This is a genomic window from Calditrichota bacterium (assembly GCA_016867835.1).
In the GTDB taxonomy this organism is placed as follows: Bacteria; Electryoneota; AABM5-125-24; order Hatepunaeales; family Hatepunaeaceae; genus VGIQ01.
The window spans coordinates 1-20,286 of record VGIQ01000020.1; the positions used below are offsets into that span (position 1 = coordinate 1).

20 protein-coding genes are annotated in these 20,286 nt (G+C 57.1%); 12 read left to right on the top strand and 8 right to left on the bottom strand.

All coding sequences use genetic code 11. From position 1 onward, the window contains the following. Positions 1–509: 509 nt before the first annotated feature. Positions 510–932 carry a hypothetical protein gene (locus FJY67_03600; GenBank protein ID MBM3328544.1) on the bottom strand — a complete coding sequence of 141 codons (423 nt, stop codon included), beginning with the start codon at positions 930–932 and terminating at the stop codon, positions 510–512. A gap of 562 nt (positions 933–1,494) precedes the next feature. On the opposite strand from FJY67_03600, the gene thiL reads away from it, so the two are divergent. Continuing rightward, positions 1,495–2,616, top strand: a complete 1,122-nt coding sequence (gene thiL / locus FJY67_03605; protein ID MBM3328545.1) for a thiamine-phosphate kinase — start codon at positions 1,495–1,497, stop codon at positions 2,614–2,616. A 37-nt stretch (positions 2,617–2,653) separates the two neighbouring features. Here the strand turns inward: thiL and FJY67_03610 are convergent, their stop codons facing one another. From FJY67_03610 to FJY67_03635, 6 genes are all read right to left on the bottom strand, one after another. Beyond that, positions 2,654–4,333, bottom strand: coding sequence for an acyl--CoA ligase (locus FJY67_03610; protein ID MBM3328546.1), 1,680 nt, complete (start codon positions 4,331–4,333; stop codon positions 2,654–2,656). Between the two features lie 19 nt (positions 4,334–4,352). Further along, entirely contained in the window at positions 4,353–4,574 is a 222-nt protein-coding gene (locus FJY67_03615; protein ID MBM3328547.1) for a heavy-metal-associated domain-containing protein, read from the bottom strand. A 29-nt stretch (positions 4,575–4,603) separates the two neighbouring features. Continuing rightward, positions 4,604–4,900: a DUF2480 family protein gene (locus FJY67_03620; GenBank protein ID MBM3328548.1), complete on the bottom strand. Its 297-nt coding sequence runs from the start codon at positions 4,898–4,900 to the stop codon at positions 4,604–4,606. Beyond that, the gene (locus tag FJY67_03625; GenBank protein ID MBM3328549.1) at positions 4,851–5,249 is read right to left on the bottom strand and encodes a hypothetical protein; all 399 of its coding nucleotides are present in this window, start codon (positions 5,247–5,249) and stop codon (positions 4,851–4,853) included. The genes FJY67_03620 and FJY67_03625 overlap by 50 nt, the downstream gene beginning before the upstream one ends. Before the next feature lie 78 nt (positions 5,250–5,327). Then, positions 5,328–5,882, bottom strand: a complete 555-nt coding sequence (locus FJY67_03630) for a BrxA/BrxB family bacilliredoxin (protein MBM3328550.1) — start codon at positions 5,880–5,882, stop codon at positions 5,328–5,330. Then, on the bottom strand, positions 5,879–6,199 hold the full coding sequence (locus FJY67_03635; protein ID MBM3328551.1) for an iron-sulfur cluster assembly accessory protein: 321 nt from the start codon (positions 6,197–6,199) through the stop codon (positions 5,879–5,881). Before FJY67_03635 ends, FJY67_03630 begins: the two co-directional genes overlap by 4 nt. A 223-nt stretch (positions 6,200–6,422) precedes the next feature. Here FJY67_03635 and coaD point away from each other — a divergent pair, with 223 nt between their 5' ends. The 8 genes from coaD (at position 6,423) to FJY67_03675 (ending at position 13,149) form a co-directional block, all read left to right on the top strand. Then, entirely contained in the window at positions 6,423–6,917 is a 495-nt protein-coding gene (coaD, locus tag FJY67_03640; protein MBM3328552.1) for a pantetheine-phosphate adenylyltransferase, read from the top strand. A 1-nt stretch (position 6,918) separates the two neighbouring features. Then, positions 6,919–7,443, top strand: coding sequence for a hypothetical protein (locus tag FJY67_03645; GenBank protein ID MBM3328553.1), 525 nt, complete (start codon positions 6,919–6,921; stop codon positions 7,441–7,443). An 89-nt stretch (positions 7,444–7,532) separates the two neighbouring features. Beyond that, the gene (locus tag FJY67_03650) at positions 7,533–9,623 is read left to right on the top strand and encodes a phosphate acetyltransferase (protein MBM3328554.1); all 2,091 of its coding nucleotides are present in this window, start codon (positions 7,533–7,535) and stop codon (positions 9,621–9,623) included. 31 nt (positions 9,624–9,654) lie between these two features. After that, a complete protein-coding gene (locus tag FJY67_03655; protein ID MBM3328555.1) occupies positions 9,655–11,421 on the top strand; it encodes a hypothetical protein in 1,767 nt (588 codons plus the stop codon). Positions 11,422–11,458: 37 nt separating this feature from the next. Then, on the top strand, positions 11,459–11,755 hold the full coding sequence (locus tag FJY67_03660) for a zinc ribbon domain-containing protein (protein MBM3328556.1): 297 nt from the start codon (positions 11,459–11,461) through the stop codon (positions 11,753–11,755). Positions 11,756–11,856: 101 nt separating this feature from the next. After that, positions 11,857–12,060 (top strand): hypothetical protein, encoded by a 204-nt coding sequence (locus FJY67_03665; GenBank protein ID MBM3328557.1) that lies wholly within the window; start codon positions 11,857–11,859, stop codon positions 12,058–12,060. Between the two features lie 382 nt (positions 12,061–12,442). Further along, a complete protein-coding gene (locus FJY67_03670; protein MBM3328558.1) occupies positions 12,443–12,652 on the top strand; it encodes a hypothetical protein in 210 nt (69 codons plus the stop codon). An 86-nt stretch (positions 12,653–12,738) separates the two neighbouring features. Then, the gene (locus tag FJY67_03675; protein MBM3328559.1) at positions 12,739–13,149 is read left to right on the top strand and encodes a hypothetical protein; all 411 of its coding nucleotides are present in this window, start codon (positions 12,739–12,741) and stop codon (positions 13,147–13,149) included. 143 nt (positions 13,150–13,292) lie between these two features. On the opposite strand, the gene FJY67_03680 is transcribed toward FJY67_03675, so the two are convergent. Continuing rightward, complete coding sequence (locus FJY67_03680) at positions 13,293–13,532, bottom strand: hypothetical protein (protein ID MBM3328560.1); 240 nt, start codon at positions 13,530–13,532, stop codon at positions 13,293–13,295. Positions 13,533–14,480: 948 nt separating this feature from the next. On the opposite strand from FJY67_03680, the gene FJY67_03685 reads away from it, so the two are divergent. The 3 genes from FJY67_03685 (at position 14,481) to FJY67_03695 (ending at position 20,211) form a co-directional block, all read left to right on the top strand. After that, entirely contained in the window at positions 14,481–15,575 is a 1,095-nt protein-coding gene (locus FJY67_03685; protein ID MBM3328561.1) for a hypothetical protein, read from the top strand. Positions 15,576–15,745: 170 nt separating this feature from the next. Continuing rightward, positions 15,746–16,375 carry an SCO family protein gene (locus FJY67_03690; protein ID MBM3328562.1) on the top strand — a complete coding sequence of 210 codons (630 nt, stop codon included), beginning with the start codon at positions 15,746–15,748 and terminating at the stop codon, positions 16,373–16,375. 764 nt (positions 16,376–17,139) lie between these two features. Beyond that, complete coding sequence (locus tag FJY67_03695) at positions 17,140–20,211, top strand: T9SS type A sorting domain-containing protein (protein MBM3328563.1); 3,072 nt, start codon at positions 17,140–17,142, stop codon at positions 20,209–20,211. The last annotated feature ends 75 nt before the right edge of the window (positions 20,212–20,286 follow it).

The following is a 20,286-nucleotide window of genomic DNA, read 5'->3' on the forward strand; positions in this document are numbered from 1 at the left end:
AGCAGAATTGATCTGGTTCGTTCCCTAAATTCCCACCTCCATCCAAACCACCCGGCCGATCCCCGCCTGCTCGGGGACAGGCGCTTGAACTCACTCGGGCGGTTGTTGTCGCTTGCCGATCTCCTATTCGAGATTACACCTCATTCAGTCCCTTCAGTCATCTACCGTCACCCTTCCTGCACCTTTCCTGCACCCCGTATCTTATTATCCCCCAATTAGATACTCATATTAAGTGTAGAAGTGTAGATGTTTTGCCACACCCCCCCTCCGCCGCAGTGGGCGCAGTAGATCAAGCCGCTGAGCTGAAACTCAGAATGCACTCCGCGCCCCACGCTGCGGAGATTTGCCTGTCCATATCGTCCCATCCCGCGGCGTCGAGCCAGGCTGCACCAGTGTGCCACGATCGACGGAGCGTTGGGTAACGACCGAGCGGTAGGGGGTAGTTATCCGGGCATAGTCCAGCCTAAGGCGAGCCTGATCGAACTCGGTTTGCGCGATCTCGAGCGCCGTTACGGCATTGCTGACATCTTGGTCGCTGCCATTTGCCGCTCCGCGAGTCCCTGGAGTCGCTGCAGGTCACCACGGGCTTTGGCGAGCCGGGTTGCGGCCTGCTGCCGGGCCAGTGCGAGTTCGGTGGTGTCGATGAGTGCGAGCAATGCGCCTTTGGAAAGGATGTCGCCAAGGTCGGCGTGGAGTGCCGCGACCCAGCCTTGAACGCGGGAATGTATCCATGTCTCGCGCATCGGCAGGATGTCGCCGGTGAACTCGAGCGACTGCATAATGCGTGCCGGACCGGGCATTTGAACCCAGACGGCTACCGTGCGGACTCCGGAGGGTCTTCGCGGTTCATCGTCCCTTCGCGCGATGCTGGCAATGCCGAAAGCAAGCGCGCCGAGAAGGGCAATGGCGATCGATATGCGAACTAATGGCAAGGGTGGATGCGGATGCTGATTCTGATGCTACTGATAGGTGCAGTTTCATCTTGTCACGTCCCCCCGCTCTGCGGGGGGGAATATGGATCAATCCAGAATTACCCCCCCTTTATCCCCCCCCGCGAAGCAGGGGAGAGAAGACAAGAACTAACTGCACCAAGTAGTATCTGCATGAGAAAATAATGAAATGCCTCTATTTCATCATCCCCGTGCAGACGGGGATACAGACAGGATTGGCTTGACTGGGTTCCTGTCTTCGCGGTAACGATGCCAAATTCCGACAATTTATCAACATGATACAAACTGAAGGTGAGGCCGGCACGTGAGCTTATCGATCTGCCTGTATACTGCGTGTAATATATGCCGTTATCCAAGGTTGCACAAGCCCAATAAATCCCTTTTACCGGTCAAGCCTATAACTACGGACTTATAGTTCCATATCCGTCTGCTTGCCGTGCACCGCCAGCGTAGGCGATGTGGTCGATGGAAATTCCTTGCCGTTAACGCTTGATTTCTGATCTTGGAAGCATTAGGTTATATGGTATGAAGCGAACATTGCAACATAGACGGGTTTGGGGGCTCAACAATCTCACGATTCGCACGTCCTGTGGCGAAGCGACGATTTTTCACTACAACCCCTATTCTGACCGAACGCGACATCATCGCCCTCGCGGCACAGCTTAGGCGCCCTGCCGCGAAGCGGCTCCTTAAGGGCATCGGCGACGACTGCGCCGTTGTCCGCGGCCCCGGCAAGAGCGCGCTTCTCCTCACCACCGATGTCCTGACCGACGGCGTCCACTTCCTGAGCGCCGTCTGTCCCCCCGAATCCGTCGGCACCAAACTGCTCGCCGTCAGCCTCTCCGACATCGCTGCGATGGGAGGCGAGCCGCAGGATGCCCTCGTTGCTTTGATGCTTCCGATGGAAACTTCGAGCGAATGGATCGAGCGGTTCTATAGTGGACTTGGCGACCTTGCTTCGAGATTCGGCGTCAACCTCGTCGGGGGCGACGTCTCGCGCCATCCCGACCGCATTTCGCTGACGCTGACGCTAACCGGCCGAATGCGTCGCGACGAAGTGCTCTACCGGTCGGGCGCCCGGCCCGGAGATCTTCTCTACGTGACCGGCACCCTCGGCGACGCCGATACCGGATTGAAGATTCTTGATAGAAGAAGGGAAGGTGGTATAGGGAACATTTCAGGTGTGACAGCAGACCGCGATTCACTCATACAGAAGTACTTGTGCCCCGAACCGCGGGTTGAGTGGGGACAACTGCTCGCGAGGACCCGGACGGCTCACGCCGCTATCGACCTCTCGGACGGCATATCCGTCGCAGCGCGGCAAATGGCATCTGCAAGCAAGGTCAAGATGATGATCCGGGAGGCGGCTCTTCCAATATCGGAAGCCCTGAAGACATTCTCATCGGCCGAAGGCTTCAATCCGAAACGCTGGGTGCTTGACGCGGGAGGGGACTATGAATTGCTCTTTGCAGTGCCGCCGGAAGCAACGCGTCGGGTCGAGCGTTTTCATCTCTCCCGGCCGCATCTTACCCCTGTCGTCTGCATCGGTGAAGTGCTAACCGGTGAACCGGGTTCGGTTGTCGTCGAGCATTCGGATGGTTCTACCCTGCCGCTTACCGGAGGGGGTTGGGAGCATTTTAGGAGCGGAAGTCAGATGCCAGATTGATGCTGACCTGCATTGCATATTGCGAACCAAGACCTACCTACCGTCCCTTGCCATCCGAAAACCGCCCTGTCCGATATTCCGCGAAGAGCGGTCTCAACTTGTTCCGTTGATACTTCCCGGTTGAAGTTACCGGCATTTGGTCGCCAAATATGACTACTTTAGGACATTTGGCAAAAGGAAGCGCTTGGCGGCAGGCTGCGATAATCGCCTCAGCGGTTAATGCCTGCCCGCCGTCCGGCTGGACATAGGCTCCAACTTCCTCGCCATATAGATCATGTTCAAAGCCCACCGCAATACCGGCTCGAACGCCCGGGAGCGCCATAAGCACTTCGTCGATTTCGAGCGGCGATATGTTCACCCCTCCGCGAATGATCAGTTCTTTTAACCGCCCGGTGATGAAGTAGTAAGGCTCGCCGTCTGGTCCGGGGAGAAAGAAGCCCTCATCACCGGAACGAAACCACCCATGCTCAAACGCCGACCGGTTGGCCGGTTCGTTGTGGTAATAACCGATCATCACATTGTGGCCGCGAATGACGATCTCGCCTCGTTCGCCAGGTCTGATGGGTTTTCCATCAGGATCGTGAATCGCCATTTCATTCACCGGCAGCGCCGGGCCAATAGCCGGATAGCCGTGCTGCGAGAGCCATAAGCGGCGATCGGTGGTAGGCAGGTCAACCGGAAGGCAGCACGAGTAGCATGTCGTCTCCGAGAGGCCATAGCCGTGAGCAATGGGAATGTGGTAGCGCATTTCGAATCGCATCGCCAGATCGACCGTCAGCGGCCCGGCGCCGCAAATAATGTGGTGAAGTTTCAGGTCCAGGCCGTCGGTCGAGGCATCTGCTTCAAGGAGAAATGCGAGCAGTGTCGGGACGACTGAGACCACCTCGACGCCCTCGGCGGCCAAACGAGGGAAGAAATGGTGCACTGAAAAGCGTTCGTTTAGCACAAACGAAGATCCCGCGACGAGCGGCGTTACCATCGTTACAATAGTCCCGTTGACATGGTGAATCGGCAGAACGCACATCATTCGGGTGTTGGAGGTGATGCGATGATGACTGGCAAGCGCGAAACCATCGACGAGCAAATTGTACTGGTCGAGCAGGACGCCTTTCGGGTTGCCGGTGGTGCCTGAGGTATAGACAATGAGGGCTTCGGTGTCGGGAAAGGGTAGGTCGGCATCATTCGGGAAGTAGCCTTCGGCGGACTCATCTACAGGCTCGACTTGGAGTGGGATGGAGATCGGATCATCGCCGCCGCTTAGAATGGAGCGCAACTTGTCGAGCAATTCCGGGCGGGTGAAGATCGATTTCGCCTCAGAATTACGAATGATGTAGCGGAGGTGGGCTTCGTCTTCGCTGACCGAGAGAGGAACGACTGTCGCGCCGTAGGCCCAGCAAGCAAAGTAGATTAGTGCGGTCTCAGGGAAGTTGCCGGAATAAGTCGCGACCCGGTCACCCGGGCGGATTCCGAGCCGTGCCAATAGAGTTGCCCGGCCGATAACGCGTCGGTGAAAGTCGTGGTAGGTCAACTCTCCCCGGGTTCCGTCACGATTATACCAGATCATGAAGGCTTTGGACGGCGTTTCCGCGGCGCGCCGGGAGAGCAGTTCCCCGACCGAGCGGTAGGGCAGCAGCGGTTCCGACCGCGGCCGGCCGGTCAGGTCACGAGCGTGAGCGATCCTGTCTATGAGGTCAGGGGGTAGAGGAGAATTGCTCACTGGGTTGACTGCAACTTGCTTAGCCTTGATTGCCTGCAAACATATACCCGGCGCTTTCAACAGCCTTGCGAACGGCGTCGGGATCGAGGGGTTGATCCGAGGCGACTTCGACTTTGCTAGCCATTGCGTCGGCTTTCGCCGAGACGACGCCCGGCAGGCGTTTGATGGCGTTTTCGACCGACCGCTCGCAGCCGTGGCAGTGCATCCCGAGGACGTTCAGGTGCGATGTTAAGGTGGTCATACGGTTGAATCCTCTATGTTTCCGTTGGATTATGGGCTGCGCTTCCAGACCACGATCGGGTCGCAGTCTTCGCCGTAGAGCACCGCTGCGGCTACCGGAGTCAGATGGGCGAGCAAGAGCATCCAGGCCCAGGGCGGAATTGCCGGGCCCTTGCCGCAGCCCTTGACGAGCACCCGTTTGCCGGAGAAGCGCGACCAATCTTCCTGCCGCAGTGCGGCCCGGAACGGCGTCTCGCGAAAGAGGTCGCCTTCGATAAAGGCGCGGATGTCGATCGGTTCAAAGAGCCCCGCCGATTTGGGGCGCGGTTTGGTTGAGGTTAGCGCCACGTTCCTTGCTTATACGATACTTGTAATCGTCCAGACGTTCGATCAAGATCGCGTCGCCCGGCTTTAGGTTGGCTTGGACGACCCACTTTCCAGTGCCACGACTGCGAGAACTGTTGCGAAAAGTCTTCTGGTCGGCGACGATGTCGGTTGTGAAAGTCCAGCCCTGGTCGGTCTCGATGGTTAGTTTGCGGACCGGCGGCGATCCCGGCAGTGGTCGGCCGGTCGAAGGTGGGCCGATGACTTCGGCCGGAAAGAAGTCGAGCAGACCGAAGAGGGGAATCTGCCGCTCGAGGAACCAGAGGTTGCGTTCGGTTACGGGTATGCGGCGAAATTTTGGATCGTCAACCACGGTTCTGAAATCGCGCCCGGAGGTTGGGTATCATCTCCAGCCCAAAGGGGTGGCTGAAAGTCACCCTCCAAGACTGACTCAGCCCCTGTAAAGCGGTATCTTACTCCCGCAATACTTCACCATTTCGAGTCCCGCGAAAACCTCGGGGGGGATCGAAGGACCCGGTTTGGCGCAGTGCTGGCCGAAGGCTCCCCGTAGAGAGAGGGCAATGTCATCGGCGGACATCTGCTCGATATCCCTTCGCTCGAGGATGTGCACCAGTTGCGGTCCTTTGAAGAGGGCCATTGCCGGTGAGGAGGGCGGGTAGCCGGTGAGGTAGTCGCGCACGCGCTGGACTGCGGCTTTCTCCATACCGGCAAAGACCGTCAACAGGCGGTCGGGAATCACCCGGTGCTGGAGACCCAGAGCGGCGCCGGGACGGGCATTTCCGGCAGCGCAGCCGCATACCGAATTGACGACCACCAACGTCGTCGTTGGGTTGCCGGACGGCAGCGTGAGTGCAGCGTCAACCTCCTCCGGGGTCAGCAGTTCCCGAAACCCGACGGCGATAAGTTCCTCGCGGAGCGGCCGGACAGCATCCGGTTCGTAGGTCGGCCGGCTGTCGAGAAGCGAGAGTGGGACCGGCCGGGTCATCCGCAGAACGACTTGCCGCAACCACAGGTGCGGGCGGCGTTGGGATTGTGAAACGTGAAGCCCGAGTTCATCAGGTCGTTCGAGAAGTCAAGCGTCGAACCGGTCAGATAGGGCAGGCTCTGGCGATCGACGAGCACTTTGATGCCGCCGAACTCATAGACTTCGTCTTCGGTCTGGATGGTGTCGTCGAGCGCGAGATAGTATTCGAGGCCGCTGCAACCGCCGCCCTGAACGCCGATACGGAGATGGGGAGCGTCCTTCTGCTCCTCGACAAGGGTGCGGACCTGGCGAACGGCCGATTCGGTAACGGTTATCATTCCGGTTGATTCCTGTTGTCGTTGATGAGGGTTATGCCCTCGGGGTAATCGTTCATAATATACGATACCTTCCGGCGTTTGTAGGTATCTGGATTTGTTGGACGGCAGAGACATAGAAATGGCTCACAAGTCGGGAAGAGACAGCGCCTTCACCTTGCCATAGGTAAGGTGAAATGCTAACTTGAGTAGAAACGGCATCCACCTTCTATCAAAGGGGCTAACAATAGACCTTCACAAGACCGCCATCTATCCCGGCACGTTCGACCCGATCACCAACGGACACATCGACATCATCCGCCGGGCATCAGCCATCTTCAGCCGGGTAATCGTTACGCTTGCGGTCAATTCATCCAAGGCGACGCTCTTCACTACTGAGGAACGGCTGGCGATGCTGCGCGAAGCGACCGCCGGCCTGGCCAATGTCGAGGTGGCGAAGTTCAGCGGATTGGTGGTCGAATTCGCCCGCCAGGTCGGCGCGACGGTGATGGTTCGCGGCTTGCGGGCGGTGAGCGACTTCGAGTATGAATTTCAGATGGCACTTATGAACCGCAAGCAGGAGCATTCGCTCGATACGGTATTCCTGATGCCGGACGAGAAATATACCTACCTATCTTCATCTATCGTTCGCGAGATAGCCCGCCACGGCGGGACGATCGAGTGCTTTGTCCCGAAGTTTGTTGAGGATCGGTTGAAGGCGAAGTCTCAGAACGGTCAGTGATATGACGGCGCGGGAATTTTTGAACGCGCTCACGGGGGGACGGCGGGACATTCTGCAGGATTTCCTGGACATGCTCGATGAAACGGGAACGCCTTTCTGCTTGATTGGTGGACTGGCAGTCAATGCCTATGTGGAGCCGGTGGTCAGCCTCGATGTCGATGTCGTCGTAGAAGAGACTAGCCTGGAGGATATCATAGACCAGGCTCGCAGACGCGAATGGAAGGTCGATCGCTTTGAACATAGTATTAACTTGTCGGCAGTAGATTCGGACTTGCGGATTCAACTTCAGGTAGATCCGGAATATCAGAAGTTCATAGACCAGGCGGTCAGGCGCAGTGTGATGGGCTATGAGATACCAGTGGCAAAGGTCGAAGATGTTCTGACCGCCAAGATTCGGGCAGCGCTTGATCCAGGACGGCGTCCCGGCAAACGCCTGAAGGACCTGGCAGACATAGTTCGTATCTGCGAAAGTTACCCCGAATTGGAACGGCTGTTGCCGGATAGTATTCACAGCAAATTGAATTAGACAGATATGCGGGCGGGATAAATTCCACCCTCCAAGAATCAGGTTTTGGCGGGGTAGATTCCGCCCTTCAATTGAATAGACAAACGGCAATGAAATCGCTCTATGTAGCCTCGACCGAGCCGCGCAGCGGCAAGAGTGCGGTTGCTCTCGGGCTCTTGAATGTCCTCTCCGAGCGCGTCGATCGGGTCGGTTATCTTAAGCCTATCGGCCGGGGCGAAACGGCCGGCAGCGACGAGGATGTTGAACTGGCGAGGCGGCTTTTTGCACCAAGCGCCAAGCCGGAGCACCTCAGCCCGATGGGCACCGGCGAAGCGCGACGGCTGCTGGCTTCGGGATCGAACGATGAACTGCTGACCCGCATACTAAGGGCGGCGCACTCGAACAGCGAGCCACCCGACGTGACGGTTATCGAAGGAACCGATTATTCCGGCGCCATGTCCGCGCTCGAGTTCGACGTCAATGCCGACATCTCGAAAACACTCGATGCGCCGGTGCTGATGGTCGCCAGCGGGCATGGCCGGTCGGCTGAAGAGATCGTCGCACTCGTCAAAGCCGCCAAGGAGTCATTCGACGAGCGGGGCTGCGATTTCATCGGGGTCATCGTGACCAAGGTCGAGGCTGCGGTGCACAACCGGGTGACGGCGGCTCTGGAGAAGGAGTTCGAGCGCGCCGGCATCGACCTTATCGGGATCATCCCCTATAGCGACCTGCTCGGCAAGCCGAGACTGGGTGAGATTGCACGAAAGATCGGCGCCAAGGTGCTCTACGGCTCGGAATATCTGAATAACCTGGCAACACAACCCCGAGTCGCGGCGATGACCATTGGCAACGTCCTTGAGCGTTTGCAGGAAGGAATGTTGCTGATCACCCCCGGCGACCGCGAGGACATGCTTCTGGCGGCGATGGTGTCGAGGGTATCGAGCACCTACCCCAATATCTCAGGCGTCGTGCTTACCGGCGGATTCGAGCCGGCTCCGGCGGTGAAGAAATTGATCGGAGGGCTCGCCGGAGTGATCAATATCCCGGTGCTTTCGGTGCCGCACGACACCTTCGAAGCCGCTGTTGCGGTGAATCAAATGGAGGTTACACTCTACGCGGGGGACAAGGAAAAGGTCGAAGCGCTTTATCGCGACGCCCGGAGATGGATCCGGCGCGACAGGATCGACGCTTTCCTTGAACTGAAACGTCCGCCGCGGACGACGCCGGTGGTCTTCCTCAATGATCTCCTCGAGCGGGCACAGGCAGCCCGTCGCCGGATAGTCCTCCCCGAAGGAGGTGAAGAACGCACCTTGAAAGCAGTGGGGCGGGTCATTGCGGACAACGTGGCCGACGTCGTCTTGCTCGGCGAAGAGAAAGCCATACGCGAGGCTGCCAATCGCGTCGGCGCTTCAATCGAGGGCGCACTCATTATCGATCCAGCACAGAGCGACAGGTTGGAGCCCTACGCCGAGGCCTATTTCAAGTTGCGTGAGGCGAAGGGCATCACCCGTGATCACGCCCGCGACGTAATGTTAGACCCGATTTACTACGGGACGATGATGGTGCACCTGGGCGACGCAGATGGACTCGTATCGGGAGCCGTTCATACGACCCGGCACACCATCACCCCGGCGTTTCAGATCATCAAGACCAAGGCGGGAATTTCGCTCGTTTCGAGCGTATTTTTCATGTGTCTTGAGGATCGCGTCCTGGTCTATGGCGACTGTGCGGTCAATCCCAATCCCAACGCTGCCGAACTTGCCGACATCGCGATATCGTCGGCGACTACTGCAGAAGCGTTTGGGTTCGAGCCGCTGGTGGCAATGCTCTCGTATTCTACCGGCACTTCGGGAGTTGGGCCGGAAGTGGAACGGGTCGCCGAGGCGACCGACCTGGTGCGCAAGAAAGCGCCCGACCTCAAAGTCGAAGGGCCGATTCAATACGATGCGGCGATATCGATCGAGACCGCCCGGACCAAGTTGCCTGACTCTGCAGTAGCCGGCCGGGCGAACATCTTTATCTTCCCGGATTTGAATGCCGGCAATACAGCCTACAAGGCTGTCCAACGCTCGGCACGGGCAATAGCCGTCGGGCCGGTGCTGCAAGGTCTTAACAAACCCGTGAACGATCTGTCGCGCGGGTGCCTGGTCGAAGACATTGTCTATACAATTGCGATCACCGCTATCCAAGCACAGGGATAGCAACGGCATCATCTTAGCAAAAGTCACGTCAATGAGTTATCATAAATCCTGCCTTATCATGGCAGCGACCGGCCTGCTTCTTATGAGTGCAGGTTCGGCGTTTGCAGCATCCTCAGACGAACCGGTTCGCTTTGCAGTTCTGGGCGACCGAACCGGCGGGCATACGCCCGGTGTCTATGAAGATATCATCCGGGAAATCGAGCGCCTCAAGCCCGACTTCACCATCAACGTCGGCGATATGATCGAAGGTTACACCGCCGATACCGTCGAAGTGAAGCGGCAGTGGGACGAATATATCGCGCTGCTGAAACCGCTCACCGCACCGGTTCATCTCACCCCCGGCAATCACGATATCTGGGGTGAGCCGGGTGATCCGTCGCTCGACTTTTACCATCGCTATGCAGGACCACCCTATCGCTCGTTTGATTACCAGGGTGTGCACTTCGTCATCCTCGACAACAGCCGGTGGGAGTCGTCGAATCAGATTCCACAGGAACAGATCGACTGGCTGTCGAAAGACCTTAAGGCTAGTCGCAAGGCTCGACAGACTCTCGTCTTCTTTCACAAGCCGTTTTGGTTTGAGTCGCTGGCGCTCGGTAAGCCGGACCGACTGCACGATATATTCAAGGCTAATGGCGTCGATGCGGTCTTTACCGGGCATTTCCACATCTATTTCTGTGGTGAATACGACGGCATCAAATACACCAGTATCGGCAGTTCGGGCGGCGCAACCTCGCCGGGGATTACCGGTCTGATGTATCATTTCGGATGGGTGACGATCAACGCTGAAGGCATCCACATTGCGCTGATAAAGAAAGGCTCGGTGCTGCCGTGGGAGGAAGTAACCGCCGAGGATCTGCACACTGTCAACCGGATCGAAGCGCAATCGGTCTGGTTTGAATCACCCGTGAAAGTTACTGATGAGAGTCCGCTCACCGACGTCGCCTGGGAGTTTCGGCTACGCAACCTCAATCCCAAGGCGACACTGAGCGACACATTGCGCTGGGAATTGCCGAATGGTTGGAGCATTAGACCTGCTTATCTGCCAGTCCGTCTGCCGCCGGGCGACAGTTTGATGGTGAGTGTCTATTTGACGGCGACCGGGCCGCTCTACCCGGCACCGAAATTTACAATTCGGATGCCCTACAAAGTGGGAGGCGATTTTGAACTGACGCGGCCGGTGATGCTATCGCGGGAGACGATCTGCTGGCGGGCAGAACGCACACTGAACATCGACGGCGTCGTCGAAGAGGCGGTTTGGAGTTCGCCGGTGAGTCGGCTATATGGCCCGTCAGGAGACGAACCAGCAACCGATGAGACGCGGTTTTACTTTGCCTATGATCAAGAGCATCTTTACCTTGCTGCAATATGTCGGGAGAGTCAAATGGATATGCTCGCTGCCAAAATCGACAAGCCGGACGGGCCGGTCTATGGGGAGGACTGTGTCGGTTATTTTCTGACGCCCCCTCAGGTTGCCGATACCGTCTTCAACTATCAAATCTACTTCAATCCGAACGGCATCCCGATGGATCAGAGAATCAGCGTTGCCGGTGGTGTGGTGGCTGGAGCCGACCTCAAATGGAGCGGCACGTATGAAGTGAAGACCACCCGAAACGGCGATAATTGGACGCTTGAGGCGGCGATCCCGTTAGCCGCGTTAGGCGTCGAGTCGGCACAGCGGGGTGACGAATGGCAGGTGAACTTTCGGCGCAAGCAGAAGCGAGTGAACAGTTCCGCCGACTGGCAGGTGCCGATTAGTTACGACCCGGCGACCTACGGGCGACTGGTGTATAAGTGATGCTATCGGGTCAATTGCCCTTTATCTTTCAACATAGATGCCAACCTACGAATATCTATGCCTCGACTGCGGACATCGCGTCGAGTATTTTCAATCTATGGCCGAGCCACCCCGCACTGAGTGTCCGGTCTGCCATGGGCACTTGTCGCGGCTCGTTTCGGGCGGCGCCGGACTTATCTTCAAAGGCAGCGGGTTCTACATCACGGACTATAAAGGCAACTCCAAGGGCAGCCCCAAAAGCGAGCCGGCAACAAAATCTGAATCCTCGTCCCCTGAGGTCAAGTCCACCGATTCCTTGCCGACAGCGGCAAAATCCGATGCCGGTAAGGAATAACCGGGAATTCACAAGCAAAATCCATTAAGCGCAAGATATGGGAAGCGACTTCTTCCACCTTATGGTCTGAAAAGCAGCCTCAATCCCAATTGGATAACTCTATGAAGAAACTGATCTTCGAGTCAATGCCCGAATTGAAGAAAATGATTGACCTCTTCGAGAAGAACAACGTCGAGTATTCGTGGTATTTCCTCAACAAGAAATACGAAATCCATCTCGGCGATACGAAGATCGACCACGTGAAGTGGATACTGCGCGAACACGGCGCGGGAATCAAGTTCAAGTGGGGGGATTACTACTGGTAGTGCGCGGGGCTGAAGTGTTGAAGTGCTCGATGCTCAAGTGCTCAAGCCTGTTGCTCGGCGCTCTTGGCGGCTTAGCGCGAGACAAGCATGGCGGGGTCAGGTGCCCTCACCTGACGCCACTTGTGATAGGCGGACGAAGCCGCTCGTAGCCGGCGAGAGACTAATCGAGAGTTGGAGCGTTTCCGCTTGCTTTTGGGCAAGGAAGGTGTTACTTTGCCCTATATCGAGACAGTGAAGTCCTTGAGCAGTATCGCATTGAATCTAAGGGACAGTTGCTTGACTTTCCTTGCATGTTACTTCCTTTCAATAGATTAGACGAGTCGGGGGGGGGGACTCCTACGCCGTTGCCTGACTGCTGCCGCCTTCGCGCGAGGGCAGTCGGGTGAGCCGGTCTCTGCCCTTCACGTGCCTCACCGGACGCCCCTCTGTCATTGGACGCGCCTCTGTCATTGGACGCCCCTTTGTCATACTGAACGCAGTGAAGCATCTCGTCTGCCTCTCCCTCTTCGGCTTTACCTTTCAAATAGACCACAGCCCCTCACCCCGGCATCCGGTGGCGCCTCGAGCCACCCCGTCCGCGGACCGCCTTTAGTTGGATCGGGCAGATAGCGCCTTGGCGCGTCTGCCATCGTCGAATGCAACACGCAATGCCAACAGAATCCAACAACGAGTTTCAAGATGCTACGCAAACTTACGCTCCTCAGCATCGCTACCGCGCTGGTGATGCTCGTCTCGCTCGCCGCCGCACCGAGTGCGTGGGCGACGGATCTGGATGTCGAAATCCGGATTGTATGGATTGGTCAGGCTCCTCCCTACAACATCATGGGGGGTGTTCAACTGCTCAATTCGAGCGGGGAACCACTCAGCGAGCAGGTGTGGGTCCTCTGGCCTGACATCAACAATGAGGTCTTCTCGACGACGATTCAAAATGTGCCGTCGCAAGCCGCAGGAGTCCGGTTCATGTGGTGGGATGGCGGAGGTGCATATCGTTTCTGGATAGGCCAAAACGAGGTCTTCTCACCTCAGGATCGAACTATTAACTGGGGTGGAACAGTCTTGGAAATGTCTGCCTCGGCAAATGGCAGGTAATTCAAAGTGGGGGGCGGGCAATTTCTGCCCGCCCCCCATGCACCAATTTTCACCTACACGAGGCTAAAGTGAAGTCAATAAATCTACTGGTACTTATGCTCGCCATATTGGCTCAAGATATCAAGTCACAGCCTGAATTAGACCTATGGCGAACATATCATCTCGGCGGTAATGAAGTGTTTGGCGACCTCTATATTCCTGCCGAAGGCGGCTACGTGATTTGCGGCTATTCTCTCGATCGTGGGCTGATTGCACGTCTTGACGAAGAAGGGAATATTGAATGGAGCACCTTGGTCAATAGCGGCCGCCTTAACAGCATCATCCAGTCCGAAGCCGGTGACTTCATTGCTGGCGGATATTCCGGTGGCTATTGGGATGGCCATTTCTCTGCCGTGAGATTAACCAGCGATGGCGAAGTGATTTGGCAAAGAGAATACGTCCGACCGGGGAAATGTTCAGCTGTAATCGAACTAAAAGACGGGTCATTCGTATTGGCGGGCCAACGAACTCTGGATCAAATGATGCACACAGTAGGTCACGTTATACGAATAGATGGAGATGGCGAGGCACTTGGGCGTGCCGACTTGCTTGCGCCTGGAAATGAGCAAGATACTTGCACGATATCCTCACTTCGTGAGACTGAGGGAGGATTGGTGTTTGCTGGTTTGTTTAGGAGCAATGGATGGCACCGACCATGGGTAGTTAGAACGGACTTCCAAATCAATCCTGTTTGGTCAAATATATTGCGAGGAGAACTAAGCGTATGGGTGGCCGGAATAGTCTCCACCGAGGGAGGATTCGTTATAGGCACGGAAGATGCCATTCGAGTTGAAGGTAGGTATATTAGAAGAAGGCCTGCTTTGGCAAAGATTAACAATGATGGAGAAATTGACTGGCAGAGGGTGCATCAACTACCGCTTTCGATGAGTGGTAATGTGGCTGGCATTGGCAAATTGCGAGACGGATTCACATTATCCGGGTTTATTGCGGAGGTTGATGTTGGATGGTACCCATTCGCCCTCAGAACTAATCTGAACGGAGAATTCATCTGGATGAGGGGATTTAGAAGAGAAATTGAGGAGACCGGAGTTTTGGATTATCCGAATACATTCAGCAGAGGTATCAGGCAAGTTGGAAATCAAGTAGTGATAGGCGGACACATTGCCAGTCGCTTGGATGGTAATGGACTGGACGGGCTTATTGTCCGGATGGCACCAGATGTTTTAGGGCCTGAAGTCTTCTACAAACACCCCGAGGATTCGATTTTGACCGTACTGCAAGAAGATACCATTCGTTTTATCGTGCGGGCCAGGAACAACCATGGCTTTGAAATGAGCTATCAATGGACCTACAACAGCCGACCGGTTGCGAGGGACACTACCTTGCTGGTGAGATTCGACACGCTGCGAACCGATACTGTGATTTGTGAAGTAACCGACCCAAATTACACAGTGAGGATCAGCTGGCTTATCCACGTTCGAAACCTATTCATAGAGACTTATGTCCCTGACTCGCTTCGATTAGTCATACAGCGTAGAAGAGAGATTGAATTTGCCATCGAACCTGCCTATTCCGGAGATATGGAGAATTTGCGATATGAGTGGCTGCACTACGATTCCGCGGCGGTGAGGTGGGAGGAAGTGGGAGGGGATGACCGTATCGGAATCCGGTCCTACGCGTTCGCCCGGACCGGCGGCTTTGCCCTGAAGGCCAAGGTCTTCGACCCGAACGTCGATCCGGTTCCTGCAGATAGTGTCCAGTGGGCGATTCAGGTGCGCGGCGTTATTCGGGCTTATGAGCCCAATCTCCCCGAAATCTCCCTCGAACCGCGGCAGGAAGCGACCTTCGAGTTAATTCCCTTCAACGTCAACAACGACTCGATTCAGTTCTGGTGGACGCTAAACGAAGCAGACACATTGTCCACCCAGTCACTTCTATCCATATCTTTCCAAGACACCGGCAGATTTGTTGTGAGCGGCTATGCGCGGGAGCGGGTCGGCGAGGAGGAATGGGAGGAGGACGTGCAGAGGTGGGCGGTGAATGTTCGAATGTTGAATGCGGAATTCGGAATGCGGAATGAAGGAGACTTGGAAATTGAAGATATTAGTTTGCAGATTGCTCCTAATCCCTTCAACGATCAAGCGACGGTGACAGTTGACCTTGGAGGGAAGGCATTCCTGCCTGCCCTAAGGGCGGACAAGAATGTCCGCCCTCCAAGAGCGCAGGTGAGGAGTCTCTTCCCTGTCCGGATCGGCCTCTACGCCATAGACGGGCGGGAGGTCCTCCGTCTCCACGACGGCCCCCTATCCCCCGGCACCCATCAGTTTAGATTCTTCACTTCGTTCAGAATGTCATCGGGAGTCTATTTTCTCCGCCTTCAAACCGGCTCCCATTCCCGGACTGTCAAAACGGTTTTGCTACGTTAGCCTTGAAGGGCGGGATGAATCCCGCCCCGACAGGCGGTTTGAAAAAGTGTATTGAACTCGCCCGATGATCGCGCTGATCTCACCGATCTAAATCGTCTCGCTTCTCCTCACCACTTTCAACTCACCTACATAACCTTTTGACAGTTCTCTGTCGGGCTTAAATTGAATCTATGGAACAATCCTCTCGAGCAACCAACTTCTCCGGCCCGCGGATATTGCTAATGATAGCCGGGCTGATCATCCTCTTCGCGGGAGGTCTCTACTTCGCGATGAAGTCGTCCGATTCCGGTCTTCCGGTGTTGGGACACCTCCCTGACTTCTCCTTTACCGACCAGACCGGCCGGCAGTATGGCTTGGCGGAGATGAAGGGACGCCTCACCATTGTGGACTTCATCTTCACCCGATGCAAGGGCCCCTGCCCGATGATGGCGGTTGAAATGGCAAAGCAAGCCGCGGCGCTGCGGGACTTCCCCGCCGTCCAATTCCTCTCGATCTCGGTCGATCCCGACTACGACTCCCCGGAAGTGCTCGCAGCCTATGCCGAAGCAATCGGCGCAACAGCCTTTAATTGGACCTTCCTGAACGGACCCGCCCAAGCGGTAGTCAGCCTTTCCGAGTCGGGCTTCCGGCTGCCGGCAAGCACATCACCGCCCGAGCATTCGACGCGCTTCGTCCTCGTCGATGACCGCGGACAGATTCGCGGCTACTACGCCAGCGAAGACGACTTCGCCATGAAGACGCTGACCGAAGACTCCAAGAGGCTTGCGCGGGGACTTGGAAGAAGAGGCTGGAGGAAGTGAAGGGCAGCGGGGCTATTGATAGGTGCTGATAATAGAGGCATTCTCCCGTAGAATGGGCATTCCTGCCCGCCCTTGGGACAGACAAGAATGTCTGTCCTACTGATGCTACTATTTGATGCTCCTACTAATACTATTAGGAGGTGCAGATTATTGTTGCCGTTCTTGGAGGGCGGACATTCCTGTCCGCCCTGATGAAGAGTTCCTATTAGGCAAGGGCGGACAAGATTGTCCGCCCTCCAAGTCAACTCTTTTCTGCACTGATTAATACTACATGGTGCAGTTAGTTCTTGTCTTCTCCCCCCCGCTTCGCGGGGGGGAATAAAAAGGGGGGGTAATATGGGGTTGCACTTCTACCCCCCTATAGTCCTCCCGCGAAGCGGGGGGGAGAATTCAAAAACAATCTGCACCAAGCAATTGTATCTGCTTGATAAGACAAGCGCAATAAGTTCAGATCGTCTTGCTCGCGAAGGCCGGCCTCCAGTCAAGATTGGCGTGACCAGTTCCCGCCTGCGCGGGAACGACACCTTGCAATGCCAACTTTCCAACTTGATACCGGGATGAATGTTCGGTGGGAGAAAGAGTACGAAGTTCTTGAGACCTTGGTATTGGATTGAAGTGTAGGATGAGTTAACTTGAATGTGGTGTAGGACCTGAACTATGTCGTTGATGGTGCATAGACGCGGAACGTTCCGGCCTTTCAGAGCCGCCGGCTCCTCTTCGCACTTTCGCACTTTCATATATTAGTGCTTGTCAAGGAATGACTTATGAACGCTCGTCTGTTGCTCCCCCCCGTTCTTCTTGTGCTGCTGACTGCCCTCCCGCTTAAGGCCCGCATCCTCAACGTGCCGGACGACTTCGACCGCATTCAGACCGCGATCGACTCATCGGCCCACGGCGACACCGTCCTGATCGCCCCGGGCATCTATATCGAGACGATCAACTATAGCGGCCGCAACATCACCGTCGCCAGCCGGCACCTCCTCACCGCCGATGACCGCGACATCCTGGAAACGATCATCCAAAGACCGGCTAACAGCAATCGCAGCCTCGTCGTCGTCCGGTCGGGCGAATCACAGGGCACCCAACTGGTCGGGCTCACCCTCCGCGGCGCCCGGACCGACTACGGCGGCGGCATCTACGTCGCCGAATGGTCGGAACTGGCGATCCGTAGCGTTCGCATCACCGACTGCCGCGCCAGTCGAAGCGGCGGCGGCCTCTATGTCACCCGCAACAGCAACTGCATCGCCTCCGACCTCTGGGTGACCGACTGCCAGGCAACCACCTCCGGCGGCGGCGTCTGCTTCTTCGACACCTCGTTTGTCTATCTGGAAGACTGCCAGTTGCGCGGCAACACCGCCCAATTCGGCGGAGGTCTGGCGTTCTTCAACTACAACGGCATCCATCCCGGCAGCGCCCGCATTCTGCGTGCTACCATTGAGAATAACACGGCAAGTGTCTCCGGCGGGGGCGTCTATCTGACGAGTTACCAATTCCGCGACTCTGTCCATTTTGAAGACTGCCGCATTGCCGGAAACTCGGCGCAACGTGGAGGGGGACTCTATTTAACCCAGTCACGCCTGACGGTCGTCCTGAACGATTGTGAAGTCGCCGGGAACGAAGCCTCTAACGTCGGCGGCGCAATATGCATCTCGGACCTCGAATCCCTTGCCTCGTTGATCATACGCCGGAGCATTTTTCGCGAGAACGCCTCCCCGCAAGGCGGCGCCATCTATGGGTATTCAAACTCATCGTTTCCCGTGGCGCTGGAGCACTCTCTAATCGTCGGGAATCGATCGACCAACATCGCTGCAGCGATCTACATCGGCCGCCCGCTCCTGATGACCAACTGCACCATTGCCGCCAACCACGCCGACTCCAACGGGGTGATCCTCCTCCGCGCCCGTCGCAAGAGCGTCCTGCGCAACGTGATTTTCTGGGGCAATGAATCCCGCGATCTGCCCATATCGGGCGCGACCGACACCATCGACGTCGCCTACTCCCTCATCGAGGGTGGTGAGGAATCGGTCACGGGGGAGCGCGTCATCTGGGGCGAGGGGAACCTCAACGAGCCGCCGATCTTTGCCGATCCCGAACGCGGCGACTATCGCCTAAGTTGGGCTAATTACCCCGAGAACGACGACTCCCGCTCGCCCGGCATCGACGGCGGCGACCCCGCGACCGGCTGGGACCCCGACGGAAGTTTGAACGACATCGGCGCTCTCCCCTATTTTCAGCGTGGCGGGCTTCTCTTCGGGCATATCACGCGGCTCGCGGACGGTTCGCCGGTCGCCGGAGCAAGCGTCCGGTTCGACGACCAGCCGGGACTGGTAACTGACGCTCAAGGCAACTACCGGTTCCTCAATATCCTGCCCCGGGTGGCTTCGTTGGTCGTTACCGCATCAGGCTTCAATGACTCCATCTCGGGAGCGATCTTCGTCGATATCGGAGGCGAACTCGAGTGGAACGTCGCCTTGCGTCACCCCGAGATGACCCTTGACCGGCAGCAGATCGCAACGATCACCGAGCCGGGCGATTCAACAACCGTCGAGTTCACGCTCACCAACCGCGGCACCGGGACGTTGAGTTGGACGGCTGAAGCCCAGGGGCGGGGGATGATGGGGCGGGAGATCGGTAGTGAAGTCCTTCGCCTGCCGCTCTTTGAACGAACCGGCATCGACCGCTATCAGGGCGTGGCGCTTATCGACGGGCGCTTCTACTGCGCCGGTGCCGACCGCAACTTCGATCCACCCCGCAAGGTCATCCACATCTTCAGTCCTGAAGGCGAGTTGCTCGACTCCCTCGATCAACCGGAAGGAGAAAGCCGATACGGAATGACCGACATTGCATATGGTTCCAATCTCCTCTGGGGGGCAAATGGCCGGCGAGTCTTCGGGCTTGATTTGCGCGGTGCCGGGATATTTGCGGAGTTTGAGACGATAGTCGTTCCAGTGGGTGCGCTGGCATACGACTCGATGCGTGATCTAATCTGGGTGTGCGGCAGCACCAGCACAAGCCGGCTGTTCGCATATAGCCGCGCCGGGGTTATCCAGGACACAGTCTTAAATCGCAGCTTGCGCATCTATGGTTTGGAATATGTCCCCGACGACCCTGACGGCTACTGCTTCTATGCGCTAATCCACCATCCAGCGTACCCGGAAAACGCCGGTAGTCTCTACAAGTTCCATCCCGAAACCGGCGATACGATCAGGGTTTACGGGCCTGACCCACTGTTGGGCAATATGTTGGGGCTGCATATCACCCCCGGCTTCGACCCCTTCCCGAGCCTGGTTGGCTGGACGATCGACAATATACCGGTCAACCTGGGCGGCGACGCGCTTGTCGGCTTGAGTTTGGGAGCCTCGCTCGACTGGATTCGCCTCGAGCCTCTGCTCGGCACGACGCCCGCCGGCGGACGCGAGACCCTACGCCTCACCCTCTCCGCCCGCGATCTTCAGCGCGGGCTGTTCGAGGGCGCGGTCATCTTCCGCCACAACGCCATCCCCTTCGAGACCGAGTTGCCATTCGCCTTGCGCGTCGAGCCGAACGCGGCTCCGCCGGACGATGCGCTCCCCCTCGAGTTCGCCCTTCACCCGGTCTATCCGAACCCGTTTAATGGCCGGGCGACGGTAACCTTCGACCTGCCCGAGCAAGCCGCCTCCCGCATCCTCCTGTTCGACCTTTCCGGGCGAGTCGTGAGTCTTATCGAATCCGGGCCGCTCGAGGCGGGACGGCACCGTATTGCGCTCGATACAGCCAACCTGCCGAGCGGGGTTTACGGGCTGAGATTGGAGGACGAGAGGCGGTCGCAGTCGCGCAAAGTCGTAGTGCTGAAGTGATTTATTCCCACCCGAGAGGATAAAGTGCAGTGATTCAATCCGCCTCCAGTAGGACAGACATTCCTGTCTGTCCTA